General features: G+C 61.7%; 26 protein-coding genes and 1 tRNA gene. 12 read left to right on the forward strand and 15 right to left on the reverse strand.

The window, feature by feature from the left end; genetic code table 11:
• Window positions 1-186: 186 nt before the first annotated feature.
• Both Q7C30_RS19675 and Q7C30_RS19680 read left to right on the forward strand, forming a co-directional pair.
• Window positions 187-657, forward strand: a complete 471-nt coding sequence (locus tag Q7C30_RS19675; protein WP_039578521.1) for a hypothetical protein — start codon at window positions 187-189, stop codon at window positions 655-657.
• Window positions 654-908: a hypothetical protein gene (locus Q7C30_RS19680; protein ID WP_317872467.1), complete on the forward strand. Its 255-nt coding sequence runs from the start codon at window positions 654-656 to the stop codon at window positions 906-908. Before Q7C30_RS19675 ends, Q7C30_RS19680 begins: the two co-directional genes overlap by 4 nt.
• Here the strand turns inward: Q7C30_RS19680 and Q7C30_RS19685 are convergent.
• The gene (locus Q7C30_RS19685; protein WP_029612334.1) at window positions 880-2,034 is read right to left on the reverse strand and encodes an aminotransferase class V-fold PLP-dependent enzyme; all 1,155 of its coding nucleotides are present in this window, start codon (window positions 2,032-2,034) and stop codon (window positions 880-882) included. The two genes, Q7C30_RS19680 and Q7C30_RS19685, sit on opposite strands and share 29 nt — an antisense overlap.
• Window positions 2,035-2,166: 132 nt before the next feature.
• Entirely contained in the window at window positions 2,167-3,111 is a 945-nt protein-coding gene (locus Q7C30_RS19690; protein ID WP_317872468.1) for a LysR family transcriptional regulator, read from the reverse strand.
• Window positions 3,112-3,253: 142 nt separating this feature from the next.
• On the opposite strand from Q7C30_RS19690, the gene Q7C30_RS19695 reads away from it, so the two are divergent.
• The gene (locus tag Q7C30_RS19695) at window positions 3,254-4,483 is read left to right on the forward strand and encodes an acyl-CoA dehydrogenase (protein WP_295482854.1); all 1,230 of its coding nucleotides are present in this window, start codon (window positions 3,254-3,256) and stop codon (window positions 4,481-4,483) included.
• Between the two features lie 35 nt (window positions 4,484-4,518).
• Here Q7C30_RS19695 and Q7C30_RS19700 read toward each other — a convergent pair whose 3' ends face one another.
• The 3 genes from Q7C30_RS19700 to Q7C30_RS19710 form a co-directional block, all read right to left on the reverse strand.
• Window positions 4,519-5,529 carry a TerC family protein gene (locus Q7C30_RS19700; protein ID WP_317872469.1) on the reverse strand — a complete coding sequence of 337 codons (1,011 nt, stop codon included), beginning with the start codon at window positions 5,527-5,529 and terminating at the stop codon, window positions 4,519-4,521.
• Between the two features lie 159 nt (window positions 5,530-5,688).
• Window positions 5,689-6,705: an ABC transporter substrate-binding protein gene (locus tag Q7C30_RS19705; protein ID WP_317872470.1), complete on the reverse strand. Its 1,017-nt coding sequence runs from the start codon at window positions 6,703-6,705 to the stop codon at window positions 5,689-5,691.
• Window positions 6,706-6,802: 97 nt separating this feature from the next.
• Complete coding sequence (locus tag Q7C30_RS19710; protein ID WP_155290531.1) at window positions 6,803-6,967, reverse strand: hypothetical protein; 165 nt, start codon at window positions 6,965-6,967, stop codon at window positions 6,803-6,805.
• Window positions 6,968-7,371: 404 nt separating this feature from the next.
• Here Q7C30_RS19710 and Q7C30_RS19715 point away from each other — a divergent pair, with 404 nt between their 5' ends.
• Window positions 7,372-7,560 carry a hypothetical protein gene (locus Q7C30_RS19715; RefSeq protein WP_317872471.1) on the forward strand — a complete coding sequence of 63 codons (189 nt, stop codon included), beginning with the start codon at window positions 7,372-7,374 and terminating at the stop codon, window positions 7,558-7,560.
• Between the two features lie 54 nt (window positions 7,561-7,614).
• On the opposite strand, the gene Q7C30_RS19720 is transcribed toward Q7C30_RS19715, so the two are convergent.
• Both Q7C30_RS19720 and Q7C30_RS19725 read right to left on the reverse strand, forming a co-directional pair.
• A tRNA-Leu gene (locus Q7C30_RS19720) sits at window positions 7,615-7,699 on the reverse strand.
• 104 nt (window positions 7,700-7,803) lie between these two features.
• Window positions 7,804-8,016 (reverse strand): hypothetical protein, encoded by a 213-nt coding sequence (locus Q7C30_RS19725; protein WP_029612330.1) that lies wholly within the window; start codon window positions 8,014-8,016, stop codon window positions 7,804-7,806.
• 184 nt (window positions 8,017-8,200) lie between these two features.
• Here Q7C30_RS19725 and Q7C30_RS19730 point away from each other — a divergent pair, with 184 nt between their 5' ends.
• The 3 genes from Q7C30_RS19730 to Q7C30_RS19740 are packed head-to-tail and all read left to right on the forward strand — an operon-like array spanning window position 8,201 to window position 11,151.
• Window positions 8,201-9,331: an ATP-binding protein gene (locus Q7C30_RS19730; protein ID WP_317872570.1), complete on the forward strand. Its 1,131-nt coding sequence runs from the start codon at window positions 8,201-8,203 to the stop codon at window positions 9,329-9,331.
• A gap of 6 nt (window positions 9,332-9,337) precedes the next feature.
• Window positions 9,338-10,783 (forward strand): ATPase domain-containing protein, encoded by a 1,446-nt coding sequence (locus Q7C30_RS19735; protein ID WP_317872472.1) that lies wholly within the window; start codon window positions 9,338-9,340, stop codon window positions 10,781-10,783.
• 8 nt (window positions 10,784-10,791) lie between these two features.
• The gene (locus Q7C30_RS19740) at window positions 10,792-11,151 is read left to right on the forward strand and encodes a response regulator (protein WP_317872473.1); all 360 of its coding nucleotides are present in this window, start codon (window positions 10,792-10,794) and stop codon (window positions 11,149-11,151) included.
• A gap of 77 nt (window positions 11,152-11,228) precedes the next feature.
• Here Q7C30_RS19740 and csrA read toward each other — a convergent pair whose 3' ends face one another.
• The 8 genes from csrA to Q7C30_RS19780 form a co-directional block, all read right to left on the reverse strand.
• On the reverse strand, window positions 11,229-11,426 hold the full coding sequence (gene csrA, locus Q7C30_RS19745; protein ID WP_029612328.1) for a carbon storage regulator CsrA: 198 nt from the start codon (window positions 11,424-11,426) through the stop codon (window positions 11,229-11,231).
• 262 nt (window positions 11,427-11,688) lie between these two features.
• The gene (locus Q7C30_RS19750; RefSeq protein WP_317872474.1) at window positions 11,689-12,702 is read right to left on the reverse strand and encodes a DNA topoisomerase IB; all 1,014 of its coding nucleotides are present in this window, start codon (window positions 12,700-12,702) and stop codon (window positions 11,689-11,691) included.
• Between the two features lie 56 nt (window positions 12,703-12,758).
• On the reverse strand, window positions 12,759-13,850 hold the full coding sequence (modC, locus tag Q7C30_RS19755) for a molybdenum ABC transporter ATP-binding protein (RefSeq protein ID WP_317872475.1): 1,092 nt from the start codon (window positions 13,848-13,850) through the stop codon (window positions 12,759-12,761).
• 1 nt (window position 13,851) lies between these two features.
• Entirely contained in the window at window positions 13,852-14,532 is a 681-nt protein-coding gene (gene modB, locus Q7C30_RS19760; RefSeq protein WP_039578497.1) for a molybdate ABC transporter permease subunit, read from the reverse strand.
• A complete protein-coding gene (gene modA / locus Q7C30_RS19765) occupies window positions 14,532-15,290 on the reverse strand; it encodes a molybdate ABC transporter substrate-binding protein (RefSeq protein WP_317872476.1) in 759 nt (252 codons plus the stop codon). Before modA ends, modB begins: the two co-directional genes overlap by 1 nt.
• 115 nt (window positions 15,291-15,405) lie before the next feature.
• On the reverse strand, window positions 15,406-16,476 hold the full coding sequence (locus tag Q7C30_RS19770) for a nitronate monooxygenase (RefSeq protein ID WP_295482735.1): 1,071 nt from the start codon (window positions 16,474-16,476) through the stop codon (window positions 15,406-15,408).
• 24 nt (window positions 16,477-16,500) lie between these two features.
• The gene (locus Q7C30_RS19775; protein WP_162889541.1) at window positions 16,501-16,671 is read right to left on the reverse strand and encodes a hypothetical protein; all 171 of its coding nucleotides are present in this window, start codon (window positions 16,669-16,671) and stop codon (window positions 16,501-16,503) included.
• Window positions 16,672-16,677: 6 nt separating this feature from the next.
• Window positions 16,678-16,980: a DUF1883 domain-containing protein gene (locus Q7C30_RS19780; RefSeq protein WP_029612324.1), complete on the reverse strand. Its 303-nt coding sequence runs from the start codon at window positions 16,978-16,980 to the stop codon at window positions 16,678-16,680.
• Window positions 16,981-17,142: 162 nt separating this feature from the next.
• Between Q7C30_RS19780 and Q7C30_RS19785 the strand changes: the two genes are divergently transcribed.
• The 5 genes from Q7C30_RS19785 to galU all read left to right on the forward strand — a co-directional run bounded on the left by Q7C30_RS19785 (window position 17,143) and on the right by galU (window position 21,558).
• Window positions 17,143-17,502, forward strand: a complete 360-nt coding sequence (locus Q7C30_RS19785) for a hypothetical protein (protein ID WP_029612323.1) — start codon at window positions 17,143-17,145, stop codon at window positions 17,500-17,502.
• A gap of 145 nt (window positions 17,503-17,647) precedes the next feature.
• On the forward strand, window positions 17,648-18,298 hold the full coding sequence (locus Q7C30_RS19790) for a c-type cytochrome (protein ID WP_317872477.1): 651 nt from the start codon (window positions 17,648-17,650) through the stop codon (window positions 18,296-18,298).
• Window positions 18,295-19,206 (forward strand): c-type cytochrome, encoded by a 912-nt coding sequence (locus Q7C30_RS19795; RefSeq protein ID WP_317872478.1) that lies wholly within the window; start codon window positions 18,295-18,297, stop codon window positions 19,204-19,206. Before Q7C30_RS19790 ends, Q7C30_RS19795 begins: the two co-directional genes overlap by 4 nt.
• A gap of 102 nt (window positions 19,207-19,308) precedes the next feature.
• Window positions 19,309-20,670, forward strand: coding sequence for a UDP-glucose/GDP-mannose dehydrogenase family protein (locus Q7C30_RS19800; RefSeq protein ID WP_317872479.1), 1,362 nt, complete (start codon window positions 19,309-19,311; stop codon window positions 20,668-20,670).
• 48 nt (window positions 20,671-20,718) lie between these two features.
• Window positions 20,719-21,558 (forward strand): UTP--glucose-1-phosphate uridylyltransferase GalU, encoded by an 840-nt coding sequence (galU, locus tag Q7C30_RS19805; RefSeq protein WP_039578479.1) that lies wholly within the window; start codon window positions 20,719-20,721, stop codon window positions 21,556-21,558.
• The last annotated feature ends 10 nt before the right edge of the window (window positions 21,559-21,568 follow it).

Here is a 21,568-nt window from a genome sequence, read left to right on the forward strand (position 1 = left end):
AAGCGTTTTCTGGGGAGTCTGCTGGCGATTCAGGGTAAAGAATCCTGCTCTTCGTATCGCCTAGCTTCACAGACGTCGGGCACATCATGTCACTAACCTTTCAGACTTCACGTTGAAATGGCCGCCGCGTCATGCCTGCACGGCCGTGCATGGCGGCGGGTAACATTAGGTTCGAGGATCACTTCATTGGCAGTCAGTACACTGGATACCCACGCCCTGTTCGCCTTGGGCGACTTGCGCGGCAAGCTGGTCAAACTCTTTCAGAACCGCTTCGTCTATGTCACCGAGCAGAATCCCGACGGTCTGTACATGGCTGAGATCGATACCGACAGCGCATTGGTGGTGGACGACAAGCAACACTTGGAACTCAAGGTGGGCGACCACTTCAGGGCTGCGGTATTGCCCAGTCGCGAAGGCGGTAAGCTCGAACTGCGCTTTCGCGAAATCAAGTTCAACGTCTATGGCGTAGGCGACTATGCCTTCGTCTCGGTTGCCGAAGGCGAAGGGATCGTCTTTCGCGACGGCCACAGCGTGATGCTGGTCTTCGCCGCGCATCAGCCAATCACCGAGGGCCTGGGCAAGTTGCTCAAGGCCGTGACCGGCAAGGTCGCCAAGTGGCGCAAGGGTGAGCTGACCACGTTCAAGGCCAGCGAATGAGCGAAGCGCGATCTCGCCCCTTGGATCGTGCTGCGTTTCATCAGCGGCATCAGGCCGAAGCCGTGCGACAGGCGCAGCGGCTACTGGACTGTCGTTCGGCGATGCAGGGTGCGTGGTTCGACTGGGTGGCGGCTCAGCTCTATCAGATGGACTCGCCGCCTTTCGTGGCCATGGTTCGGCGTGAGTTGCAGCGTCTGGTCCAGTCTGCACACGATCAGACGGTTACCACAGTGCGCTCGCTCCAGCCATGATGACGCGGCGGAACACCTCGATCGCTTTGTCCACGTCCGTCTCGCTGCTGTAACGCCCGAGGCTGATGCGTACGCTGCTGCGCGCCTGCTGCTCGCCCATGCCCAGCGCCAGCAGCACATGCGAAGCTGCATTGCTGGCCGAGTTGCAGGCCGAAGTCGATGAGATCGCCAGTTCCGAGGCCAGTGCCTCGACGTTGAAACCCTTGGCCTGAATACACAGGTTCAGCGTGTGTGCAATGCGCTGCTCGGCGCAGCCGTTGAGACCCACGCCCGGCAGGCCCAGCAGCCCATTGCGCAAGCGCTGTGACAATGCCTGGATGCGACGTTGTTCGTCCTCGGCCAGCAGCCCCGCCAGGGCGAATGCGCTGCCCATGCCAACGATCTGGTGGGTGGCCAGGGTGCCAGAGCGCATTCCACCTTCGTGACCGCCGCCGTGCATCTGCGCGTGCAGCAGCGGGCGCGCACGCTCGCCGACGTAGAGAGCGCCAATGCCTTTGGGGCCGTAGACCTTGTGCGCAGACACCGACATCAGATCAACGGCCTGGCGCTCGACGTCGAGCACGACCTTGCCCACCGCCTGCGCGGCGTCGACATGCAGCAGCGCCCCGTGCGCTCTTACGTAGTGGCCGATGCGGGCGAAATCGGTGACAGTGCCCAGTTCGTTGTTCACCGCCATCAGTGACACGAGCCGAGTGTCGGGGCGCAGCGCCGCGCGTACGGCCTCAGGTTGAATCAGCCCACGGTCATCCGGTGCCAGGCGTGTGACGGTCCAACCTTGGCGCTCAAGGTAGGCGGCCGTGTCGAGTACCGCCTTGTGCTCCAACTGACTGGTGACGAGGTGTCCTGGCTTATCCACACCATGACAGATGCCTTTGAGTGCAAGGTTGTTGGACTCGGTTGCCCCGGAGGTCCATACGATCGACTCGGGTGCCGCGCCGAGTTGCCTGGCGACTTGTCCTCGCGCCTGCTCGACCAGTTCGCGGGCGGCTTGTCCATAGGCGTGGCCGCGTGAAGCAGGGTTGCCGAAGTGCGTATGGCGGCTCATGCAGGCCAGCATACTTTCCAGGACCTGATCATCGATCGGGGTAGTGGCGGCATAGTCGAAATAGAGTGGGCTGACAGGCATAGTGAATCCGACACGGTTACTGGGATACCCGTCATATTAGGCCCTGACCTAGAAACGATCTTTCATGTTTTCTATGTTTTCCGCCTTACAATAGAAATATTTCCTAAATATATAGATGTACATAGAATAAATTTAATCGTTATCTCCGGGCTGGCCTGCTGAAAGCGCTCGTTCATCCTGCGCCACCACGTGCTGACACAACTCGATGATTTGTTCGCGCATCCAGCGGTTGGCGGGATCCTGATCTGTGCTCTCGTGCCAGTACAGGTGCGTTTCCAGCGGCGGAATCTCGACGGGCAAAGACAGGTAGCGTAATTGGTGCCGTCGGGCGAAACGTTCCGGTACGGTCATGACCATATCGGTTTGCTGCAGTACTTGGGACGCCATCAGGTAGTGCTGCGAGCGCAGGGCCACCTTGCGTTGCACCCCCATCTTGCCCAATGCCAGGTCGACGTAACCCAAGCCATTGCGGCGGCTGGAAATGTGGATGTGGGTCATGCCTAGATAGTGCTCAAGGATCAACGTGCTACCCGACTGGGGATGGCCCTGGCGCATGGCGCAGACGTAGCGGTCCTCCATCAACTTGACGTGACGCACCTGTGGGTCGGTATTCAGCGGTGCATCCACGGCGAAATCCAGACGTCCTGCTGCCAGTTCCTTGGTGGTTTCTCGGCGTTTACCCAGGAAGCTTTCGATCACCACGGCGGGGGCCAGGCGGCGCAAGCGCTGAAAGAGCAGAGGCAGGATCACGGCCTCGGTCAGGTCGGTCATGCTGATGCGAAAGGTCTTGTTCGCTTGCTGCGGGTTGAAGATCCGGCTCTCCTGCACCGACGTGCGCAGCAGCGCCAGGGCATTGCGCACCGGGCCGATGATGTTCTGCGCCATGGGGGTGGGCACCATGCCTTGGGCGGTGCGCACGAACAATGGGTCGTTGAAGGTTTCACGCAAGCGTGACAGGGCGTTGGACACGGCTGGCTGGGTAATGCCGACGATCTGCCCGGCGCGCGTCAGGTTGGCCTCGGTGTAGATGGCGTCGAAGACGATGAACAGGTTGAGATCGACCTTGCTGAGGTTCATGGTGCGCCGCTCTTGATTGATGTTATGGCGGGATCATATATCGGTTATGAATGTTAATACACAGTGAAAATAGACTGGATGGATTGGATCTCGCTGCTCTAGTCTGCAACCCAGTCATTCCATTGCGTACAGGAACCTCTCTATGGATTTCGCCTACACGCCCAAGGTCCAGGCGCTGCGCGAGCGCGTTATCGCGTTCATGGACACCCACGTGTACCCCGCCGAGGCGGAGTTCGAGCGTCAGGTGGCCGAGGGCGACCGCTGGCAACCCACTGCGATTATGGAGACGCTGAAGGCCGAGGCCAAAGCGCAAGGGTTGTGGAACCTGTTCCTGCCGGAATCGCATTACGGCGCAGGCCTGACCAATCTGGAATACGCCCCCCTGGCCGAGATCATGGGGCGCTCGCTGTTGGGGCCGGAGCCGTTCAACTGTTCGGCGCCCGATACCGGCAACATGGAAGTCCTGGTGCGCTATGGCACTGCGGCCCAGCAGCAGCGCTGGCTGGAGCCGTTGCTGCGTGGCGAGATCCGTTCGGCTTTCGCCATGACCGAGCCTGACGTGGCCTCCTCGGACGCCACCAACATGGCGGCCACCGCTGTGCGCGAGGGTGATCAGTGGTTGATCAATGGGCGCAAGTGGTGGACGTCCGGCGCGTGTGATCCGCGCTGCAAGGTGATGATCTTCATGGGGCTGTCCAACCCGGACGGCCCGCGGCATCAGCAACACTCTATGGTTCTGGTGCCTACCGATGCGCCAGGCGTGAAGATCGTCAGGCCGCTGCCGGTGTTCGGCTATGACGATGCACCGCACGGCCACGCCGAGGTGTTGTTCGACAACGTGCGCGTGCCTTATGAAAACGTCATCCTCGGTGAGGGCCGAGGCTTCGAGATTGCTCAGGGGCGTCTGGGGCCGGGGCGCATACACCACTGCATGCGCTCGCTGGGCATGGCCGAGCGAGCGTTGGAGCTGATGTGCAAACGTGCGGTGGCGCGTACGGCGTTCGGTAAGCCGCTGGCACGCCTGGGCGGCAATATCGACAAGATCGCCGATTCGCGCATGGAGATCGACATGGCGCGGCTGCTGACCCTCAAGGCCGCCTACATGATGGACACAGTGGGTAACAAGGTCGCGCGCAGCGAGATCGCCCAGATCAAGGTGGTGGCGCCGAATGTGGCGTTGCGCGTGATCGATCGCGCCATACAGATCCATGGCGGCGCTGGGGTCAGTGGTGACTTCCCGCTGGCCTACATGTACGCCATGCAGCGTACCCTGCGCCTGGCCGATGGGCCGGATGAAGTGCATCGGGCTGCCATCGGCAAGTACGAGGTTGGCAAATACGTGCCCAGAGAGATGCTGCGCAGCAGCCAGTGAACAGGTCTCCAGTGCGCATCGAGGCCCATCCGGATTCACGAGGGCTTGCCGTTGTCGGCGGCTCCGTCGCCTCGATCATGCCGGGTCTTGAACAGTGACAGGAGTACCCCGCCCAGCAGCAGCCCGAGCGTGACCCCCAGCGAGAGCAGCGCGGGCACTTCACCGATCAGGCCATGGTAGAAAATCTTGCAGCCGATGAAGATCAGCACCAATGCCAAGGCATATTTGAGGTAGATGAAGCGGTGCATTAGCGCTGACAGGGCGAAATACAACGAGCGCAGGCCGAGGATGGCGAAGATGTTCGAGGTGTAGACGATGAATGGGTCCTGGGTGATGGCGAAAATCGCCGGTACGCTGTCTACCGCGAACACCAGGTCGGCCAGTTCGATCAGGACCAAGGCCAGGAACAGCGGTGTCGCATAGCGCAGCGCTTTGCTCTGGCCCGGGGGCGTCAGGCGGACGAAGAAACGCTTGCCGTGTAACTGGTCGGTCACCCGCAGATGCTTGCGTACGAAGCGCAGGATGGGATTGTTAGCCAGGTCAGGCTCGCTGTCTTCCTTGGACAAGGCCATCTTGATCCCTGTGAACAGCAGAAATGCGCCGAACAGATAGAGCACCCAGGCAAAGTTCTGCACCAGCGCTGCGCCCACCCCGATCATGATCGCCCTGAGCACGACCACGCCGATGATGCCCCAGAACAGCACTCGGTGCTGGTAGCGCCGGGGAATGGCGAAAAAGCTGAAGATCATCGCCATGACGAACACATTGTCCATCGACAGCGATTGCTCGACGAGAAAGCCGGTATAGAACTCCAGCGCCGACTGTGCGCCCAACTGGAACCAGACCCACACACCGAACAGCACGCCCACGCTGAAGTAGCCTGAGTACAGCAGCAGGCTTTCGCGCATCTCGATTTCACGTTCCTGCCGATGCAGTACGCCCAGGTCCAGCACCAGCAAGGCAATGACGATGGTGACGAACACCAGCCACAACCAGGTGCTGGTGCCGAGCAGGGGAGAAGTGAGGAATGTCTGCAGAGCTGTCATGAGCCCCTCCTTGATTGTCGACGTTGCATGGCAACAGTGATTCCGACATGGCGGTTTGCACCGTCAGAGGGGCCCGGCATCACATGGGCTCAAGCGTAGCTCAGGCGCTGCCGGCTCCAAGGAGGAGGGTGTTACATTTCTTTGCCTGCCTACACGGCGCTACAGGGCTGCCGCGACCTTGTCCGCGACTGGCGATGGCATCCAGGCGCGCCATATTGCGGGGTGCTGGCTCAAAAACGCTTCAGCCGCCTTGCGCGGGTCCTGGCGCTTCTCGCTCATTTTGGCCAACGCCTGGTTGAGGATGTCGATGGGCAAGTCTACCTGCTCGAACAGCGCGACCAAATCCGGGTACTGGTTCTTGAAGGCTTTCGATACGCCTATCGACAGTTTGGTGGGGAGCGAAGCACTGCCTTGAGGATTAGGGTTGCTCGGATCGGTCAATGTGGCCCACGCCTTGGGATCAAAGGGAGGCTCTTCGAGGCGCACCAGATCGTAGCGGCCCATCAGCGGGGTGGGGCTCCAGTAGTAGAACAGCACGGGGCGCCCGCGACGAATGGCCGAGTTGATTTCTGCGTCCAGCGCCGCGCCCGAGCCTGTGCGGAAGTTGACGTAGAGGTCGTCGAGCTTGTACGCCTTGAGTTTTTGACTGTTGACGATTTCCGAAGTCCAGCCGCTGGGGCTGTTGAGAAAGCGGCCTTGCTTGGGCGCTTCCGGGTCCTTGAACACCTGTGCGTAGCGCTGTAGGTCGGCTACGGTTTTCAAATCCGGCGCCGCCGCTTCGATGGAACGGGCCGGATCGCCCTTGATCACGTAAGCCGGGACATACCAGCCTTCGACGGCATTCTTGACCGTATCACCCAGCGCGAACACTTCGCCTTTTTTCTCGGCCTCGACCCAGGCCGGACTGCGCCCAGCCCACTCTTCGGCAATCACCTGAAGGTCGTTGCGCGCCAGCGCCACTTCCATGCTCACGGTGCTGCCGGGCAGCGTGTCGGTTGGGTAGCCGTAGCCCTTCTCGACGATCAGGCGCAGGATCTCGGTAGTCAATGCGCCACTTTCCCAGCCAATGGCGCCAAACTGGATGGGTGCGTTTGGCTCGCCAGCGGCCACGGCATCGGTGCTGACCAGGCCCAACGCGAGCAGCAGCCCGGTGAGCAGGGCGTGGAGTCGTTTCATGAGCGTCTCTTGGGTTGCGGTGGATGACAGGGCTGAGTGTAGACGAGCCTCCAGGCAGCCCGGCGACGTGCGCTTGCTCAGTGATGGCAGGTAGGGCTCAACCCTTGAACAGTGCGCTCAAGACCATCCATTCGATAACGGCGACCATCAGGCAGGTGGCGACGAATCCGCGGGTGAAGACGCGGCGGGGACGTTCCAGTGTCGGCCAATCCGTCTGCACGAGTAGCACCTGGATCAGCACGGCAAGCAGTTTCATGGTCATCGACTCAGTATCATGGGCGGGCGAGGGTCGATCGTAGCGAACGTGCTGAGTAAATGCACCGCAACTGATGGCTGAGGGCTATGAATGGAGACGGGGCGTGAGGGCTGTCGAGCCCCAAAAGAAAACCCGCCATGTGGGCGGGTCAGAAGAACGTATCGAAGCCAGGTGACTATGCCTCTGGGAATGTCGGCATTTTGTGAAAGCCGCGTCCACAGACTGTTTCAGCACGTGTTTGAATTAACGAACGCAGACAGCAAAAAAGCCCGCCGTGGCGGCGGGCAAGACGTTCTGAAGGGAGCCGCACCACCATAAGCCCGTGGCGGTTAAGGCAACGTTAACCCTGGCTACGGTTGACCTGCGGGGTCAACACGCCTATACAAGCGTCCTCGAACCTGGAGCCAGCGATGCACGACGAAGACGATCTCCCCGAGCCCGAGCACGATCACTTGCTCGATCACGAATTCCTCTACGAGGCTCAGCCATTGGAGGCCGACGCCCAAGGGATGGAAGACGATATTGAGGACGACGACTCGGACGACGACCTGGACGACGAAGAGAACCATCCTGCCTGGCACGATGACCCGGATGACTGAGCGCAAGCGCTGACACGAAAAAGGCGCCTGATCAGGCGCCTTGGACGAGGGAGATGGTGCGAGTGGTGGGACTCGAACCCACAAGGCTTGCGCCGACAGATTTTAAGTCTGCTGTGTATACCAATTCCACCACACTCGCACAGGTGATCGGGTCATTCGACCGGCACGCTTCAATGCTGAAGGGCCAAGCAATCAGGCGCGCTTTATAACCCATCGTTATAGGTCAGTCAACCGCAGGCCGTTTCACGGATGGATGGTGTGAGCGATGCCGCGCATGTCTTGCGCGCTGTCGCGCAGTTCCTGAACCTGTTCACCCATGGTATTGGCGTCTTCGGGATGCACCGAGTGACGCAGAAAGCGCGCATGGCCTTCCAAGCCTCGACACAGCTGGTCGATCTGCTGTGCGGTGTTCATCAGATCGCGCTGAAGACTCAGTAGCCGATAATTGGTGGTCATTCAGGCTCCACAAGCGCATGAGGGCATGGGCACTATAGGGTAAATCCCGACTTGCTGTCATTGCTGTATGTATTGGACACTGGATCAATCAACCAGGCTCAATTCCACTGCTGCTGGTCGTGCTCATGGAGCTCGCATGGTTTTCAATGACAGGGTTTCGAATGATCGTCCCACTTCGCCAACCATGCCCGCCGAGCACTACGAGCGTCTGGTTCATGCAGTGGTCGATTACGCCATCTACATGCTCGATCCCGAAGGCTACGTGGTGTCCTGGAATCCGGGGGCGCAGCGCATAAAGGGCTACCGCGCCGATGAGGTGATCGGGCAGCATTTCTCGCTGTTCTTCACAGCCCAGGACTGCGCCGAAGGTCGGCCGGCCATGCTGCTGAACCAGGCTCTTGAGCATGGGGTGGCCCAAGACGAGGGCTGGCGGCTGCGCAAGGACGGCACGCCGTTCTGGGCGCTGACGGCGCTGGACGTTGTGCGCGACGATCAGGGTCAGGTCATCGGCCTGGCAAAGGTCACGCGTGACATTTCCGACCGGCGCGAATCCTCACTGCAACTCGACGCCATGCGCGCCCAGCTGTTCCATGCGCAGAAACTCGAAGCGCTGGGCCAGCTCACTGGAGGCCTGGCCCACGACTTCAATAACCTGCTGACCATCATCCTGGGCTCGGCCCGGTTGGCACGCGCCAGCGCAGATCCCGCGCGCGTGGACAGCTTGCTGGGGCATATCGTCGAGGCAGGCCAGCGCGGCGCGCAGTTGACCCAGGTGCTGCTTGGTTTCGCCCGCCATCGCCAGTTGAACACTACCTTGATCGCACCTGCCGAGCTGATCGCCTCCACCTGCAACCTGATCGAGCACGCGTTGCCCGAGAGCATCGCGCTGCGTGCGTGCGTGGCCGAGGCCCTGCCGCAGATGGACGTGGATGTTGGGCAGTTGCAAATGGTATTGCTCAATCTGGTGTTCAACGCCCGCGATGCGATTGCCGAGCGGGGGTGCGTCCGGCTCGGCGTGTCGCAGGTCGTGCTGGGCGGGGAGGTGGAAGGTCTGCATGGCTCGTTTCTGCGCTTCGACGTAGAAGACGACGGGCAGGGCATCGATCCTGAGGTGTTGCCGCGAATCTTCGAACCTTTTTTCACCACCAAGGCCTTCGGCAAGGGCACCGGACTTGGCTTGAGTCAGGTCTATGGCTTCGCCAAGCAGAGCGGTGGTGCAGTGAGCGTGACCAGCACGGTCGGTCAGGGTACGTGCATGAGTCTGTACCTGCCGATTTCATCGAGCCCGATCCCCTCCTCAGAGCAGAGGTGCTAGCGAGTCATGGTAGAAACACTCAAACGGCTGGCCACAGGTATCGACGGGTTGGATGCCTTGCTCATGGGCGGCCTGGTAGCCGGTGCCTCCTACATCGTTCAGGGCCCGCCGGGCGCGGGCAAGACCATCCTCGCCAACCAGGTCGCCACCGGTCATGTGGCGCAGGGCGGCCGCGTCCTGGTGGCAACGTTGCTGAGCGAATCCCACGAGCGCCTGTTCCAGTACCTGTCGACGCTGGAGTTCTTCGACGCGTCGTTGGTGGGCGATCAGATCCTGTTCCTCAGCGCTTTCGACACGCTGCAGGAAGAGGGGCTGGAGGCCGTGGTGCGACTGCTGCGTCAGGAGATCGTACGTCAACGCGCCAGCCTGCTGATCGTCGACGGCCTGCTCAATGCGCGCTCGCGCGCCGAGACCAGCCTGGATACCAAGAAATTCGTCGCGCAGTTGCAGGGGCATGCAGCGTTCGCCGGCTGCACGGTGCTGCTGCTGACCAGTGCTCGATTGGAGGAAGGCAGCCCAGAACACACCATGGTCGATGGCGTCATCGAACTGGGCGAACAACTCGACGGCAGCCGTGCGGTGCGCCATGTGCAACTGCGCAAGACCCGCGGCAGCGGCGCATTGTCCGGCCGCCATGAATGCCGCATCAGCCAGGCCGGCCTGCAGGTCTATCCGCGACTGGAGGCGCTGTACAGCCATCCGAGCGACTTGGGCTCGGCCACGCTCAAGCGGGTGACCACGGGCGTGAGCACGCTGGACGAGATGCTCGGCGGCGGCTTGGCCGAAGGGTCGGTGAGCCTGGTCATGGGCCCGTCCGGGGTGGGCAAGTCGTCCTTGGGGCTAGCGTTTCTCGCCGCCGCCACGCCAGAGGCGCCTGCGTTGCACTTTGGCTTCTATGAAACGCCTGCTCGCTTGCGCTTGAAAGCGGGCTCGCTGGGCTACGACTTCGTCGAGATGGAGCGTCGTGGGGCCCTGCTATTGAGCTGGCAGCCGACTACCGAAGGCTTGCTGGACGAGGTCGGCGCACGCCTGCTGACTCAGGTGCGCGCATGCGGCGCCCGGCGCGTGGTGATCGACAGCCTCGGCGCCTTCGGTCGTTTGGCCTCGGACCCCAATCGTCTCAATGGTTTTTTCCGCGCATTGACCGCAGAGCTGCGTGCGCAGGGCGTCAGTGTGCTGCTGACCTGGGAAATGCGCGACCTGTTCGGTTCGGAAATCACCGCGCCGGCACCGGATCTGTCGAGTATCGTCGACAATTTGCTGCTCATGCGCTTCGTCGAACTGGATTCGCAACTGCGCCGCGTGCTTTCGATTCTCAAGGTGCGTGACAGTCACTATGACCCGTCACTGCACGAGCTGACCATCGGGCCCACAGGTATAACCTTGCGCAATGCCTTCGTTGGCACTCAGGGCGTGCTGTCGGGTACCGCAACAGCCTCGGGGGACCGCTGAGGCGGGCGATGAACACCATCCTGATCGTCGATGACGAATACCTGATCGCTGAAATCCTGGGCTTTGCCCTGGAGGAGGAAGGGTTCGTGGTGGAAAAGGCCAGCAACGGACGCAAGGCACTCGATGCGCTGAGAGCCTGTCCCGTGGACTTGGTGATTACCGACTACATGATGCCGGTACTCAATGGCGAGGAGCTGGCCCAAGCGATTCGCGACGAGCTGCACCTCACCGGGCTACCGGTGATTCTGATGAGTGGTGCTCAGGCCAGCCAGGGACGCGTACGGCCAGAGCTGTTCGAGGCTGTGTTCGACAAACCCTTCGACATGGACAAGATGATCGCCAAGGTTCGCGCGCTGTTGCAGGCTTGATCCCTCTGCCTGAGCCGCAGGTCGAGTCCTGCGGTCATGGGCAGCGGCAAGCGCGTCCGTGCGACTTGGGTGAGCGATCAGTGTGAGTCGTCGTTTTTTTCTGGCGCAGGGCTGCCGGCTTGAATGCGTTTGAAGATCTCTTCACGGTGCACCTGGACATCTTTCGGTGCATCGATGCCGATTCTCACTTGCATGCCCTTGACGCCCAAAATCGTGACCTTGATGTCATCGTTGATGACGATGCTCTCGCCAACCTTGCGGGTGAGTATCAGCATGTACTTCTCCTTGGTGATGTAGAAATCCGCCAGGCATTTGCCAGGGCGGTGGGAGCGAGTCCCTCTTCCTTCTCAGTAAAGACGCTTTGGTACGCTATAAATTCCTGCTCAGGCGAAATCTCCAGGCGTTCTTCGGTGCAGGTGCCGTTTTGACCTGATGGGATCAGTCCGGCGAAGGTGCTCGATGGCAAGAATAGGGTGCCAGCGCGTCTATGGGAAATTTCTCTGATTTATGTTGGATATAGTCGCAATCAATGGCACTTCATAGTGCCTCCAGTGCCCGAAGAAAACCGAGCAAGGCGACCTCCTCGCGCTCCATGTCCTTGCGTGCCCGCACGCGCGGCAGGTCGGCCAGGCGACCCAAATGAAAATGCTCCAGCACCGCAGGATGGATATAGCAGCGGCGGCAGACCGCTGGCGTATTGCCCAATCGGCTGGCGACTTCCCGCACGATCGTCGTCACCTGGCGCTTGGCCTCGGTCTCCGGCTGCCACGCCAGAGGCTGCAACAAGTTCAGCGCCAGGGTGCTGCCGCCCCAGGTGCGATAGTCCTTGGCCGTGAAGTCGGCGCCGGTCAGTTGCTGGAGGAACAGGTTGATATCGGCTGAGCCGATGCGGTGGCGTTCGCCGCTGTCGTCCACGTACTGGAACAGCTCCTGGCCCGGCAGCTCCATGCAGCGCTTGACCAGTTGTGCCAAGCGACGGTCGCGCAACGTGATGCTGTGTTCGACCCCGCGTTTGCCGCGGAACTGGAAGCGAATGGTGCTGCCCTTGACCTCGACATGGCGGTTGCGCAGGGTAGTCAGTCCGTAGGATTTGTTGTCACGCAGATACTGGCGATTGCCGATACGGATCAGTGTGTTGTCGAGCAGACTGACCACCAGCGCCATGACTTTTTCCCGATCCATGCCAGGGCGTGACAGATGCACGTCCAGTTGCCTGCGCAATTTCGGCAAGGCCTGGGCGAAAGCCAGCATGCGTGAGTACTTGTGTTCGTCGCGCAAGGTTCGCCATTGCACGTGGTAGCGGTACTGCTTGCGTCCACGGGCATCGCGGCCGGTGGCCTGTAGGTGGCCCTGTGGGTCCAGGCAGATCCACACATCAGTGTAAGCCGGGGGAATCACCAGGGCTGCGATGCGCGCCAGCACCTCCTTGTCGCGGACTCGGTTACCGTTCGGGTCCAGGTAGATGAAGCGATCGCGCCAACGCTTGCGGCTCAAGCCGGGCTGGGTGTCGTCGACGTAGTGCAGGGTGCGGGGCAGGGTGATCTCGGGCATGGCGTCGTCCATCGACCAATCGTCTGATCGGTGGACAACGGGCGTGACCTAGTTGCTCAGGTCAATAGCGCCACCGACTTGATCTGCGCCCACAGCCTCTGTCCGGGCTGCACGTGAAGTTGGTCGGCGGAGTACCGGGTGATGCGCGCCAGCAGCGGATTGCCGGCGGCATCGAGGCTGACCAGGACATGCGCAGGGTTGTCAGCGGCGCGGCACTCACCTACGGTCACCGACAAGCGGTTGAGAATGCTAGAGGTCGTGTCCTGGGCAAGGGTGAGGCTCACATCGCGCGCCTGGACTTTCAGTCGCAACGTGCTGCCGACTTGCAGGTGCTGGTGGGCAATGCGCAAGGTAGGGCCCACCGCGCCGGGCAAGCGCAGGTCGAACAGGCCGTAATCCGGTTGATGACCGACCACGACCCCCTCGAGCACGACGCCGGCGTCTTCACTCTGAGCCAGCGACAGATCCAAGCGCGCCAGCGTCGGCCCAATCGGGCCGCTGGCCATGACCTTGCCCTGCTCCAGCAACACCAAGTGGTCGGCCAGGCGCGCCACTTCGTCCTGGGCATGGCTGACATACACCACAGGGATGTCCAGCTCGTCGTGCAGGCGCTCCAGATAGGGCAGAATTTCCCGCTTGCGTGGCCCGTCGAGTGCGGCCAGTGGTTCATCCATCAATAGCAGGCGTGGGCTGCTGAGCAGTGCGCGGGCGATACCGACCCGCTGCGCCTCGCCGCCTGACAGCGTGCTCGGTTTTCGCTCCAGCAGGTGACCGATACCCAGTAATTGGCAGGCCTGGTCCAACTCCACCTTGCGTTCACTCGCCGCCACTCGGCGCCAGCCGAAGGCCAGGTTGCCGCGCACCGACAGGTGCGGGAACAGGCTGGGCTCCTGGAACACATAGCCCAGCGGGCGGCGGTGGGGTGGGACGAACAGGTTACGCTCGGTGTCGTGCCAGACCTCGCCATTGACTTGGATGAAAGCCTCATCGGCTTGCTCCAGACCGGCCAGGCAGCGAAGGCAGGACGTTTTCCCCGATCCGGAGTGGCCGAACAAGGCGCTGATGCCGCGGCTGGGCAGATCGAGGTCGACGTCCAACGTGAATGTGTCGCGCGCGAGCTTCAGGCGCGCCTTCAAGCGTGAGCTCATCTCAACTCCAAGTCGCTTTGCCACGGCGGCCGGCGTAGAGCATCAGCAACACCAGGAAGGAAAACACCAGCATGGCGCCGGCCAGCCAGTGCGCTTGCGAATAAGCCATGGCCTCGACGTGGTCGAAGATCTGCACCGAGACCACGCGGGTTTTGTCGGGAATGTTGCCGCCAATCATCAGCACCACGCCGAACTCGCCCACAGTGTGGGCAAAGCCCAGGATGCTGGCGGTCACGAACCCTGGTCTCGCCAGCGGCAGCACCACATGCACGAAGCTGTCCCAGGGGCCCGCGCGCAGGGTTGCCGCCGCTTCCAGTGGGCGCTGGCCGATGGCGCTGAACGCGTTCTGCAAGGGCTGCACGACGAAGGGCATGGAGTACACCACCGAGCCGATCACCAGCCCGGTAAAGCTGAACACCACGGTGCCCAGCCCCAGCGCCTGGGTAGCCTGGCCCAGCCAGCCATGTGGGCCGAGAGCGATCAGCAGGTAGAAGCCGATCACCGTCGGCGGCAGCACCAGTGGCAGAGCCACCACCGCGCCAATCGGCCCGCGTAACCAGGATCGAGTCCGCGCCAGCCACCAGGCGATGGGCGTACCCAGCAGCAGCAGGATCAGCGTGGTGAGGCTGGCCAGCTTGAGCGTCAACCAGATCGCGCCGAGGTCGCTGGCGTCCAGTGGCATCAGATTTCGTAACCGTAAGACGTGATCACCGCAGCGGCCTTAGGTCCTTTCAGGTACTCGACCAGCGCTTTGGCTGCCGGATTGTCTTTGCCTTTTTCCAGAATGACGGCGTCCTGGCGAATCGGGTCGTGCAGAGTGGCCGGCACGATCCAGGCCGAGCCGCTGTCGACCTTGCCATCCTTGTAGATCTGCGACAACGCGACGAAGCCCAGTTCGGCGTTGCCGGTGGAGACGAACTGGAAGGCCTGGGTGATGTTCTGCCCCTCGACCAGCTTGTCTTTGGTGGCCGCGGTGAGACCGAGCTTATCCAGCACCTGAGTCGCCGCCAGACCGTAGGGAGCGGTTTTCGGGTTGGCGATGGACAGATGCTTGAACGCATTCTGCTTCAGCACTTCGCCCTTGCCGTCCACATAGCCGGGCTTGGCAGACCACAGCGCCAGTGTGCCGATGGCATAGGTGAAGCGCGAGCCTTCGACGATCGCTTTTTCCTGCTCGAGCTTGGCTGGAGTGCTGTCATCGGCGGCCAGGAACACCTCGAACGGTGCGCCGTTCTTGATCTGCGCGTAGAACTGTCCGGTGGCGCCAAAGGCTGCAACGAGCGTGTGCCCGGTATCCTTCTCGAAGTCCTTGGCGATCGCCTGGATCGGCGCGGTGAAGTTGGCGGCCACCGCGACCTGGACCTCGTCGGCCCAGGCACTGTTGACGCACAACAGGCTGGCCAGTGCGCTGGCAGTCAGAGGGAAAAAAGGTCTACGCATGGGTGAAGCTCCTTGGGTTATCGTTATATAGCGGAATATATAGCGAACTGGCCTCGGGCGGATAGAGGGCCCCGTTGGGCCCTTTACGCAGTGTCGATGGGAAGCGGCGATGCGCTCAGCGCAAGCGAGCGAGTGCGCCTTGGGCAATCGTACGGGTGAGGTCGCCTGCATCCATGGGGTTACCCAGACGCAACGCCTGGCCAGCCCACAAGTTGCTGAAGTCGCTGCGGCCTTGGGCCTCGGTGATGGCGCGCAGCGGCATCAAGGCACCGCCGGCAAGGGGGAAGCGCGGCGCCAGATCGCTCATCGGCCCCAGTTCGCGCATCAGGCGCGTGCCGATACCACGGGCTGGGCGTCCGGTGAACAGGTTGGTCAGCGCGGTTTCACTGGCCTGGGCACTGCTCAACGCCTGGCGGTGGGCGGGCGAGACCTTGGCTTGTGGCGTGAAGAGATAGGCCGTGCCGATCTGCACGGCCGAAGCCCCCAAGGCCAGTGCGGCGACCAGACCCCGCGCATCGGCGATGCCGCCGGCTGCGATCACCGGCACCTGCACCGCGTCGGCCACCTGCGGTACCAGGGCGAGTGTGCCAATCTGACTGCTGATGTCCTCGCTCAGGAACATCGCGCGATGACCGCCGGCTTCATAGCCCATTGCAATGATCGCATCGCAGCCGCGCTGCTCTAGCCAGATCGCTTCCTCGACCGTGGTCGCGCTGGACAGCACGCGCGCGCCGCTGGCCTTTATCCGCTGCAGCAAGGCAGGCTCGGGCAGACCGAAATGAAAGCTCACCACCTGCGGACGCAATTGCTCGATGAGTTGGCATCCCTGCTCGTCGAAGGGCGCGCGGCTGGACACCGGCGTGGGTGCCTCGAAGTCGGCGCCGACTTCATCGTAGTAGGGCCTGAGGGCTTGCTTCCAGCGCGCTTGGCGAGCGGCATCCGGCTCAGGCGGCCGATGGCAGAAGAAGTTGAGGTTCAGCGGTCCATGGCAGGACGCTCGAAAAGCCGCCACCTCGTCACGGATCTGTTCGACGCCGAGCATGGCGCAGGGCAGGGCGCCCAGGCCGCCGGCATTCCCCACTGCAATGGCCAGCGCCGATCCGCCTGCCCCCGCCATGGGTGCCTGAAGGATGGGCTGCTCGATGTTCAGCAGGTCGAGGATGCGGCGGTCTGACCAAGTGCTCATGCGGCGGCGCTCCTTGCGAGGGTTCTACAGGGCTTTGCTGACCTGGATATCGCTGATTTTCTGCGTATCGTCGCCGTGAATCTTGCGCAGCGCTTGCAACGCCTGTTCTTCGGAGGCATCGGGCATCACCGCGAAGTCCCAGCGCCGCTCACCGTCGAGCTTGTATTTGATGACGTACTTGATGTTCTGGGTCATGAGGGCTTATCCAAGTTTCGACGAGGAACGACGGATGATCTTGATCTTGTGGGTAAAGGCCGGCTTGCGCGTCACCGAGATCGGCCGGGTAGTCACCGCATCGAGCGTGATGTTCCAGAATCCGGTGCTGGGCACCGAGATCTTCGCCGGGAAACGATCGAACAGCCCGCCATGATAGGTGTGACGACCGCCGTTCTTGAAGCTGCGGAAGTTGGCGTCGTTCATCAGGCGAATGTTGCAACGCTGGGAGCATTCGATGACGACGATATCGTCTTCATTCAGGTGCTCGCGCTGGTGTATGAATTTCATGGAGGGCCCCGCAAGGTCGTTTCTGCAAAACCGCCAAGATACCACGATGTCCCACCCGGCTGCCGGGCTCGACATGCGCCTGCAGGATAAAAGTGACAGGTCGGGGAGCAAAACCGCCGCAATACGGTCGAAGCTGTTCTTTGAATGGCACAGAGGTGGTCGATGAAGTGGACGATGCTGGCTGCGGCACTGGTGCTGGGCGGTTGCGTGAGCGTGTCGGAACTGGAGGAGTCGCGCGAGACGATGGACGTGATCTCTGGGAAGACACCGCGCGAGTACGCTGACTGCATCAAGGACAAGTTGAGCGAGACGCGTGATCCACTGGTCGAGGAAGTGCGCGGCGATGGCTTGCGTCTGATCGTGCCGCAGAAACTCACGGCCGGTGTCGGTCCGGCGGCACTGTTCGATATCGACAAACGAGGCAGTGGCAGCTCGATCAAGGTGCATGAACGGTTGAACAATTTCCCGCTGCGCCTGGGCGATGTGCGCACTGCAGCGACGGCTTGCATCTCGGGTTCTTGATCCAGCTCAACAATTTCGCGCATAACCTGCAGCGAAAAGCCGCAGATTGAGTAAGGACATTGTTCGGTTTGGCGGGAGCTGACTACTATCCATTTCCTTATGTCTTTTAAGACTAAGCTTATAACAAGGAAATGGAGTGTCCCTGATGAACCCGATGAGTCGTCTCATGATCGGCAGTGTGCTGGTCTTGACCTGGCCCGCGGCTTACGCCGCCGATGGCCAGAAAATCTTCTCCCAAGGCGGGCAGAACCCCGCCGCCATGGCCTGTCTCGGTTGCCATGGCGCCGATGCCAAGGGCATCGCTGCCGCCGGTTTTCCGCGCCTGGCAGGATTGCCAGCCGCCTATCTGCGCAAGCAGCTTGACGACTTCGCAAGCGGTAGCCGCCAACAGCCTGTGATGACGCCGCTGGCCAGCGCATTGAGCGCTGAAGAGCGCACGGCAGTCAGCACGTGGTTGGCCGCACAGCCCGATGACGTCGCGCCTGGCAAACGCCGTCAGCAGATCGCGGCCGATGCCACCGAACGTCTGGCGCTGTACGGCGATTGGAGTCGCCAGATCCCTGGCTGCGTGCAATGCCACGGCCCCGGTGGTGTGGGGGTGGGCGAGCATTTTCCGCCGCTGGCAGGTCAGCCGGCGATTTACTTGATTGCCCAGCTCAACGCTTGGCGTGACGGCGCGCGCCGCAATGATCCCAATGAGTTGATGGTCGGTGTTGCGAAGGCTATGACCGACGCCGAGGTCACGGCAGTGGCCGATTACTTCGCCCAGGCGCCACGCCAGGAGGTCACGCCATGAGAACGCTGATGACCGCCTTGCTGCTCAGTGCTGGCAGCCTTCAGGCCGCGCCCATTGCCATGGAAGATCAAAGCCAGCTCACGGTGCCCGACGGCCAGGCCGCTGCGCACTTTGCGCCACCTGCAGAAAGCGACCTCCCGGATAACGCTTTCGGGAAAATGGTTCGGCAGGGTCATGCCTTGTTCGTCGATACCCGTCGGCTGATGCCCGAGGCGGTCGGCAATGGCATGAACTGCAGTAGCTGTCACCTCGATCAGGGGCGCATGGCTCACTCTGCGCCGCTGTGGGGGGCGTACCCGATGTATCCGGCCTATCGCAAGAAAAATGACAAGGTCAATACGTATGCCGAGCGCATCCAGGGATGCTTCCAGTTCAGCATGAATGGTCGCCCGCCGGCGGCGGACAGCCCGCAGATGACCGCCCTCAGCGTGTACTCCTATTGGTTGGCGACCGGCACCCGCACCGCCATCGAAACCCCAGGGCGCGGCTACCCCGAGGTGCCGCAACCGGCCGGCGGCTATGACTTCGCTCGTGGCCAGCAGGTCTACCGCGAGCAATGTGCGATCTGCCACGGCGACCAGGGCGAAGGGCAGAAGGTGGCCGACGATTATGTGATGCCGCCGTTGTGGGGAGCCGACTCATACAACTGGGGCGCGGGCATGCACCGGATCAACACCGCCGCCTCGTTCATCAAGTACAACATGCCGTTGGGTAAGCCCGGTAGCCTCAGCGATCAGCAGGCCTGGGACGTGGCTGCGTGGATCAACCGTCATGAGCGTCCGCAGGATCCGCGTCTGGTGGAAGGCTCCATTGAAAAGACGCGTCTGAAGTTTCACGCCAACGACGGCGTCAACCTCTATGGCCAAAAGGTGGAGGGTGTCGTGCTCGGGCAGGGAATCGGGCGCTGACGTTGTCGTTTGAGCGCTGTCACTGGTCTGTCGCGCTGGTGTCACCGCCCTGCAACGGTTCACAGGTTGCAATGACCGCCTCTGCTATGAAGGGGCGCGGCCATGGAACTGTGTGTGATCGGGGCGGGATATGTCGGATTGGTCACCGCTGCGTGCTTTGCCCAGATGGGCAATCGCGTGGTTTGCCTGGAGCGCGACCTTGCACGCCTGGCGCGGCTGCGCCAGGGTCAGTGCCCGATCTACGAGCCAGGCTTGGCCGCGCTGCTGCAGGAGGGCCGACACAGTGGGCTGCTGAGTTTCACTGAAGATTGGGAGCAGGCGCTGGCGCGCGCCGAGGTGGTGTTCATCGCCGTCGGTACGCCGAGTCAGGAGGACGGCTCGGCCGATCTGCAGCATGTGCTGGCCGTGGCTGAAAGCCTGGGTCGGCAATTGCCGCGCCCGTGTCTGGTGGTGAACAAGTCGACATCGCCAGTGGGTACGGTAGAGCGCATCGCCGCGCAGATCGGCAGCGGTTTGCGCGAGCGCGCAGTGGCGTTTGCAGTGGAGGTGGCCAGCAATCCTGAATTTCTCAAGGAGGGCAGCGCCGTCGAGGACTTCATGCGCCCTGATCGGATCATCCTGGGCAGCGACAGCCCGGTGGCTCGCGAACGGCTGCAACGTCTCTACGCGCCTTTTGTGCGTAACCGCGAGCGCGTGCTGTGCATGAGCCCGCGTGCGGCAGAGTTCAGCAAATACGCGGCCAATGCCTTTCTCGCCAGCAAGATTTCCTTCATCAACGAATTGGCTGGATTGTGCGCGCAGTTGGAGGTGGATATCGAGCAGGTGCGTCGCGGTATAGGCAGTGATCCGCGCATCGGCAGCGATTTCATTTATGCCGGCTGCGGTTATGGCGGCTCGTGCTTTCCCAAGGATGTGCGCGCGCTGATTCACACAGCCGAGCAGCAGGGTTATCAGCCGACCATCCTGCGTGCCGTGCAGGCGCGCAACGCCCAGCAGAAGACCTTGTTGTTCAAGGCGCTGGAACAGCACTTCGGCGGCTTCTTGCGCGGGCGCCGTGTCGCTGTCTGGGGATTGGCCTTCAAGCCGGGAACAGATGATGTGCGCGAGGCACCGAGTCTTGTGCTGCTGGAGGCTTTGCTGGACGCCGGTGTGCGGGTCCAGGCATGCGATCCTGCGGCGTTGGCCAGTGTGGCAGCGCTCTACGCGCAGGCTGTTTCCAGCGGACAACTGACGCTGGTCGAAGACCCTTATACGTGCGCCGAGGGGGCCGACGCGTTGGTCTTGGTCACCGAGTGGAAGCAGTTCCGCCAGCCGGACTTTCGCCGTATCCGTGGCCTGATGCGCATGCCGGTGCTGTTCGATGGGCGCAATATTTATGATCCATCGGAACTATCCTCCCTGGGTTATCTCTATCATGGCATCGGTCGGCCAGTGGTCGGGCATTGTAAGGTGACTGCCGCCTGATTAGACTGCGCCGAATACCACAGGCCTAGCCTTCATCTAAGGATGTTTATGATCAAAAAATGCTTGTTCCCGGCAGCCGGTTACGGCACTCGCTTCCTGCCTGCTACCAAAGCCATGCCCAAGGAAATGCTGCCGGTGGTCAACAAGCCACTGATCCAGTACGGCGTGGAGGAGGCGCTGGACGCCGGCCTGAACGAGATTTCGATCGTCACCGGCCGCGGCAAGCGTGCCTTGGAAGACCACTTCGACATCAGCTATGAGCTGGAAAACCAGATCAAGGGTACCGACAAGGAGAAGTACCTGGTCGGCATCCGTCGTCTGCTGGACGAGTGCTCGTTCTCCTACACCCGCCAGACCGAAATGAAAGGCCTGGGCCATGCCATTCTCACCGGTCGCCCGCTGATCGGCGACGAACCTTTCGCCGTTGTGCTGGCCGATGACCTGTGCGTCAACCCCACAGGCGATGGCGTGCTGACCCAGATGGTCAAGTTGTACAACCAGTTCCGCTGCTCGATCGTGGCCATCCAGGAAGTCGATCCGCAGGAAACCAACAAGTATGGCGTGATCGCGGGTGACATGATCCGCGACGACATCTTCCGCGTGACCAACATGGTCGAGAAGCCCAAGCCCGAAGACGCGCCATCCAACCTGGCGATTATCGGTCGATACATTCTCACGCCGGACATCTTCGACATCATCGCCAACACTGAGCCTGGCAAAGGCGGTGAGATCCAGATCACCGACGCGCTGATGGAGCAGGCACGCTCCGGTTGCGTCATCGCCTACAAGTTCAAGGGTCAGCGCTTCGACTGCGGCGGCGCCGAAGGCTACATCGACGCCACCAATTACTGCTTCGAGCACTACTACAAGACCGGCAAGGCTTACTGAGCAATAAGCT

Source organism: Pseudomonas sp. RAC1 (genome assembly GCF_030658255.1).
In the GTDB taxonomy this organism is placed as follows: Bacteria; Pseudomonadota; Gammaproteobacteria; order Pseudomonadales; family Pseudomonadaceae; genus Aquipseudomonas; species Aquipseudomonas boreofloridensis.

Coding starts and splice junctions, on each gene's coding strand:
- Q7C30_RS19680 (WP_317872467.1), top strand. CDS start 654: ATGAGCGAAGCGCGATCTCGCCCCTTGGATCGTGCTGCGTTTCATCAG.
- Q7C30_RS19685 (WP_029612334.1), bottom strand. CDS start 2,034: ATGCCTGTCAGCCCACTCTATTTCGACTATGCCGCCACTACCCCGATC.
- Q7C30_RS19690 (WP_317872468.1), bottom strand. CDS start 3,111: ATGAACCTCAGCAAGGTCGATCTCAACCTGTTCATCGTCTTCGACGCC.
- Q7C30_RS19695 (WP_295482854.1), top strand. CDS start 3,254: ATGGATTTCGCCTACACGCCCAAGGTCCAGGCGCTGCGCGAGCGCGTT.
- Q7C30_RS19700 (WP_317872469.1), bottom strand. CDS start 5,529: ATGACAGCTCTGCAGACATTCCTCACTTCTCCCCTGCTCGGCACCAGC.
- Q7C30_RS19705 (WP_317872470.1), bottom strand. CDS start 6,705: ATGAAACGACTCCACGCCCTGCTCACCGGGCTGCTGCTCGCGTTGGGC.
- Q7C30_RS19710 (WP_155290531.1), bottom strand. CDS start 6,967: ATGACCATGAAACTGCTTGCCGTGCTGATCCAGGTGCTACTCGTGCAG.
- Q7C30_RS19715 (WP_317872471.1), top strand. CDS start 7,372: ATGCACGACGAAGACGATCTCCCCGAGCCCGAGCACGATCACTTGCTC.
- Q7C30_RS19725 (WP_029612330.1), bottom strand. CDS start 8,016: ATGACCACCAATTATCGGCTACTGAGTCTTCAGCGCGATCTGATGAAC.
- Q7C30_RS19730 (WP_317872570.1), top strand. CDS start 8,201: ATGCCCGCCGAGCACTACGAGCGTCTGGTTCATGCAGTGGTCGATTAC.
- Q7C30_RS19735 (WP_317872472.1), top strand. CDS start 9,338: ATGGTAGAAACACTCAAACGGCTGGCCACAGGTATCGACGGGTTGGAT.
- Q7C30_RS19740 (WP_317872473.1), top strand. CDS start 10,792: ATGAACACCATCCTGATCGTCGATGACGAATACCTGATCGCTGAAATC.
- csrA (WP_029612328.1), bottom strand. CDS start 11,426: ATGCTGATACTCACCCGCAAGGTTGGCGAGAGCATCGTCATCAACGAT.
- Q7C30_RS19750 (WP_317872474.1), bottom strand. CDS start 12,702: ATGCCCGAGATCACCCTGCCCCGCACCCTGCACTACGTCGACGACACC.
- modC (WP_317872475.1), bottom strand. CDS start 13,850: ATGAGCTCACGCTTGAAGGCGCGCCTGAAGCTCGCGCGCGACACATTC.
- modB (WP_039578497.1), bottom strand. CDS start 14,532: ATGCCACTGGACGCCAGCGACCTCGGCGCGATCTGGTTGACGCTCAAG.
- modA (WP_317872476.1), bottom strand. CDS start 15,290: ATGCGTAGACCTTTTTTCCCTCTGACTGCCAGCGCACTGGCCAGCCTG.
- Q7C30_RS19770 (WP_295482735.1), bottom strand. CDS start 16,476: ATGAGCACTTGGTCAGACCGCCGCATCCTCGACCTGCTGAACATCGAG.
- Q7C30_RS19775 (WP_162889541.1), bottom strand. CDS start 16,671: ATGACCCAGAACATCAAGTACGTCATCAAATACAAGCTCGACGGTGAG.
- Q7C30_RS19780 (WP_029612324.1), bottom strand. CDS start 16,980: ATGAAATTCATACACCAGCGCGAGCACCTGAATGAAGACGATATCGTC.
- Q7C30_RS19785 (WP_029612323.1), top strand. CDS start 17,143: ATGAAGTGGACGATGCTGGCTGCGGCACTGGTGCTGGGCGGTTGCGTG.
- Q7C30_RS19790 (WP_317872477.1), top strand. CDS start 17,648: ATGAACCCGATGAGTCGTCTCATGATCGGCAGTGTGCTGGTCTTGACC.
- Q7C30_RS19795 (WP_317872478.1), top strand. CDS start 18,295: ATGAGAACGCTGATGACCGCCTTGCTGCTCAGTGCTGGCAGCCTTCAG.
- Q7C30_RS19800 (WP_317872479.1), top strand. CDS start 19,309: ATGGAACTGTGTGTGATCGGGGCGGGATATGTCGGATTGGTCACCGCT.
- galU (WP_039578479.1), top strand. CDS start 20,719: ATGATCAAAAAATGCTTGTTCCCGGCAGCCGGTTACGGCACTCGCTTC.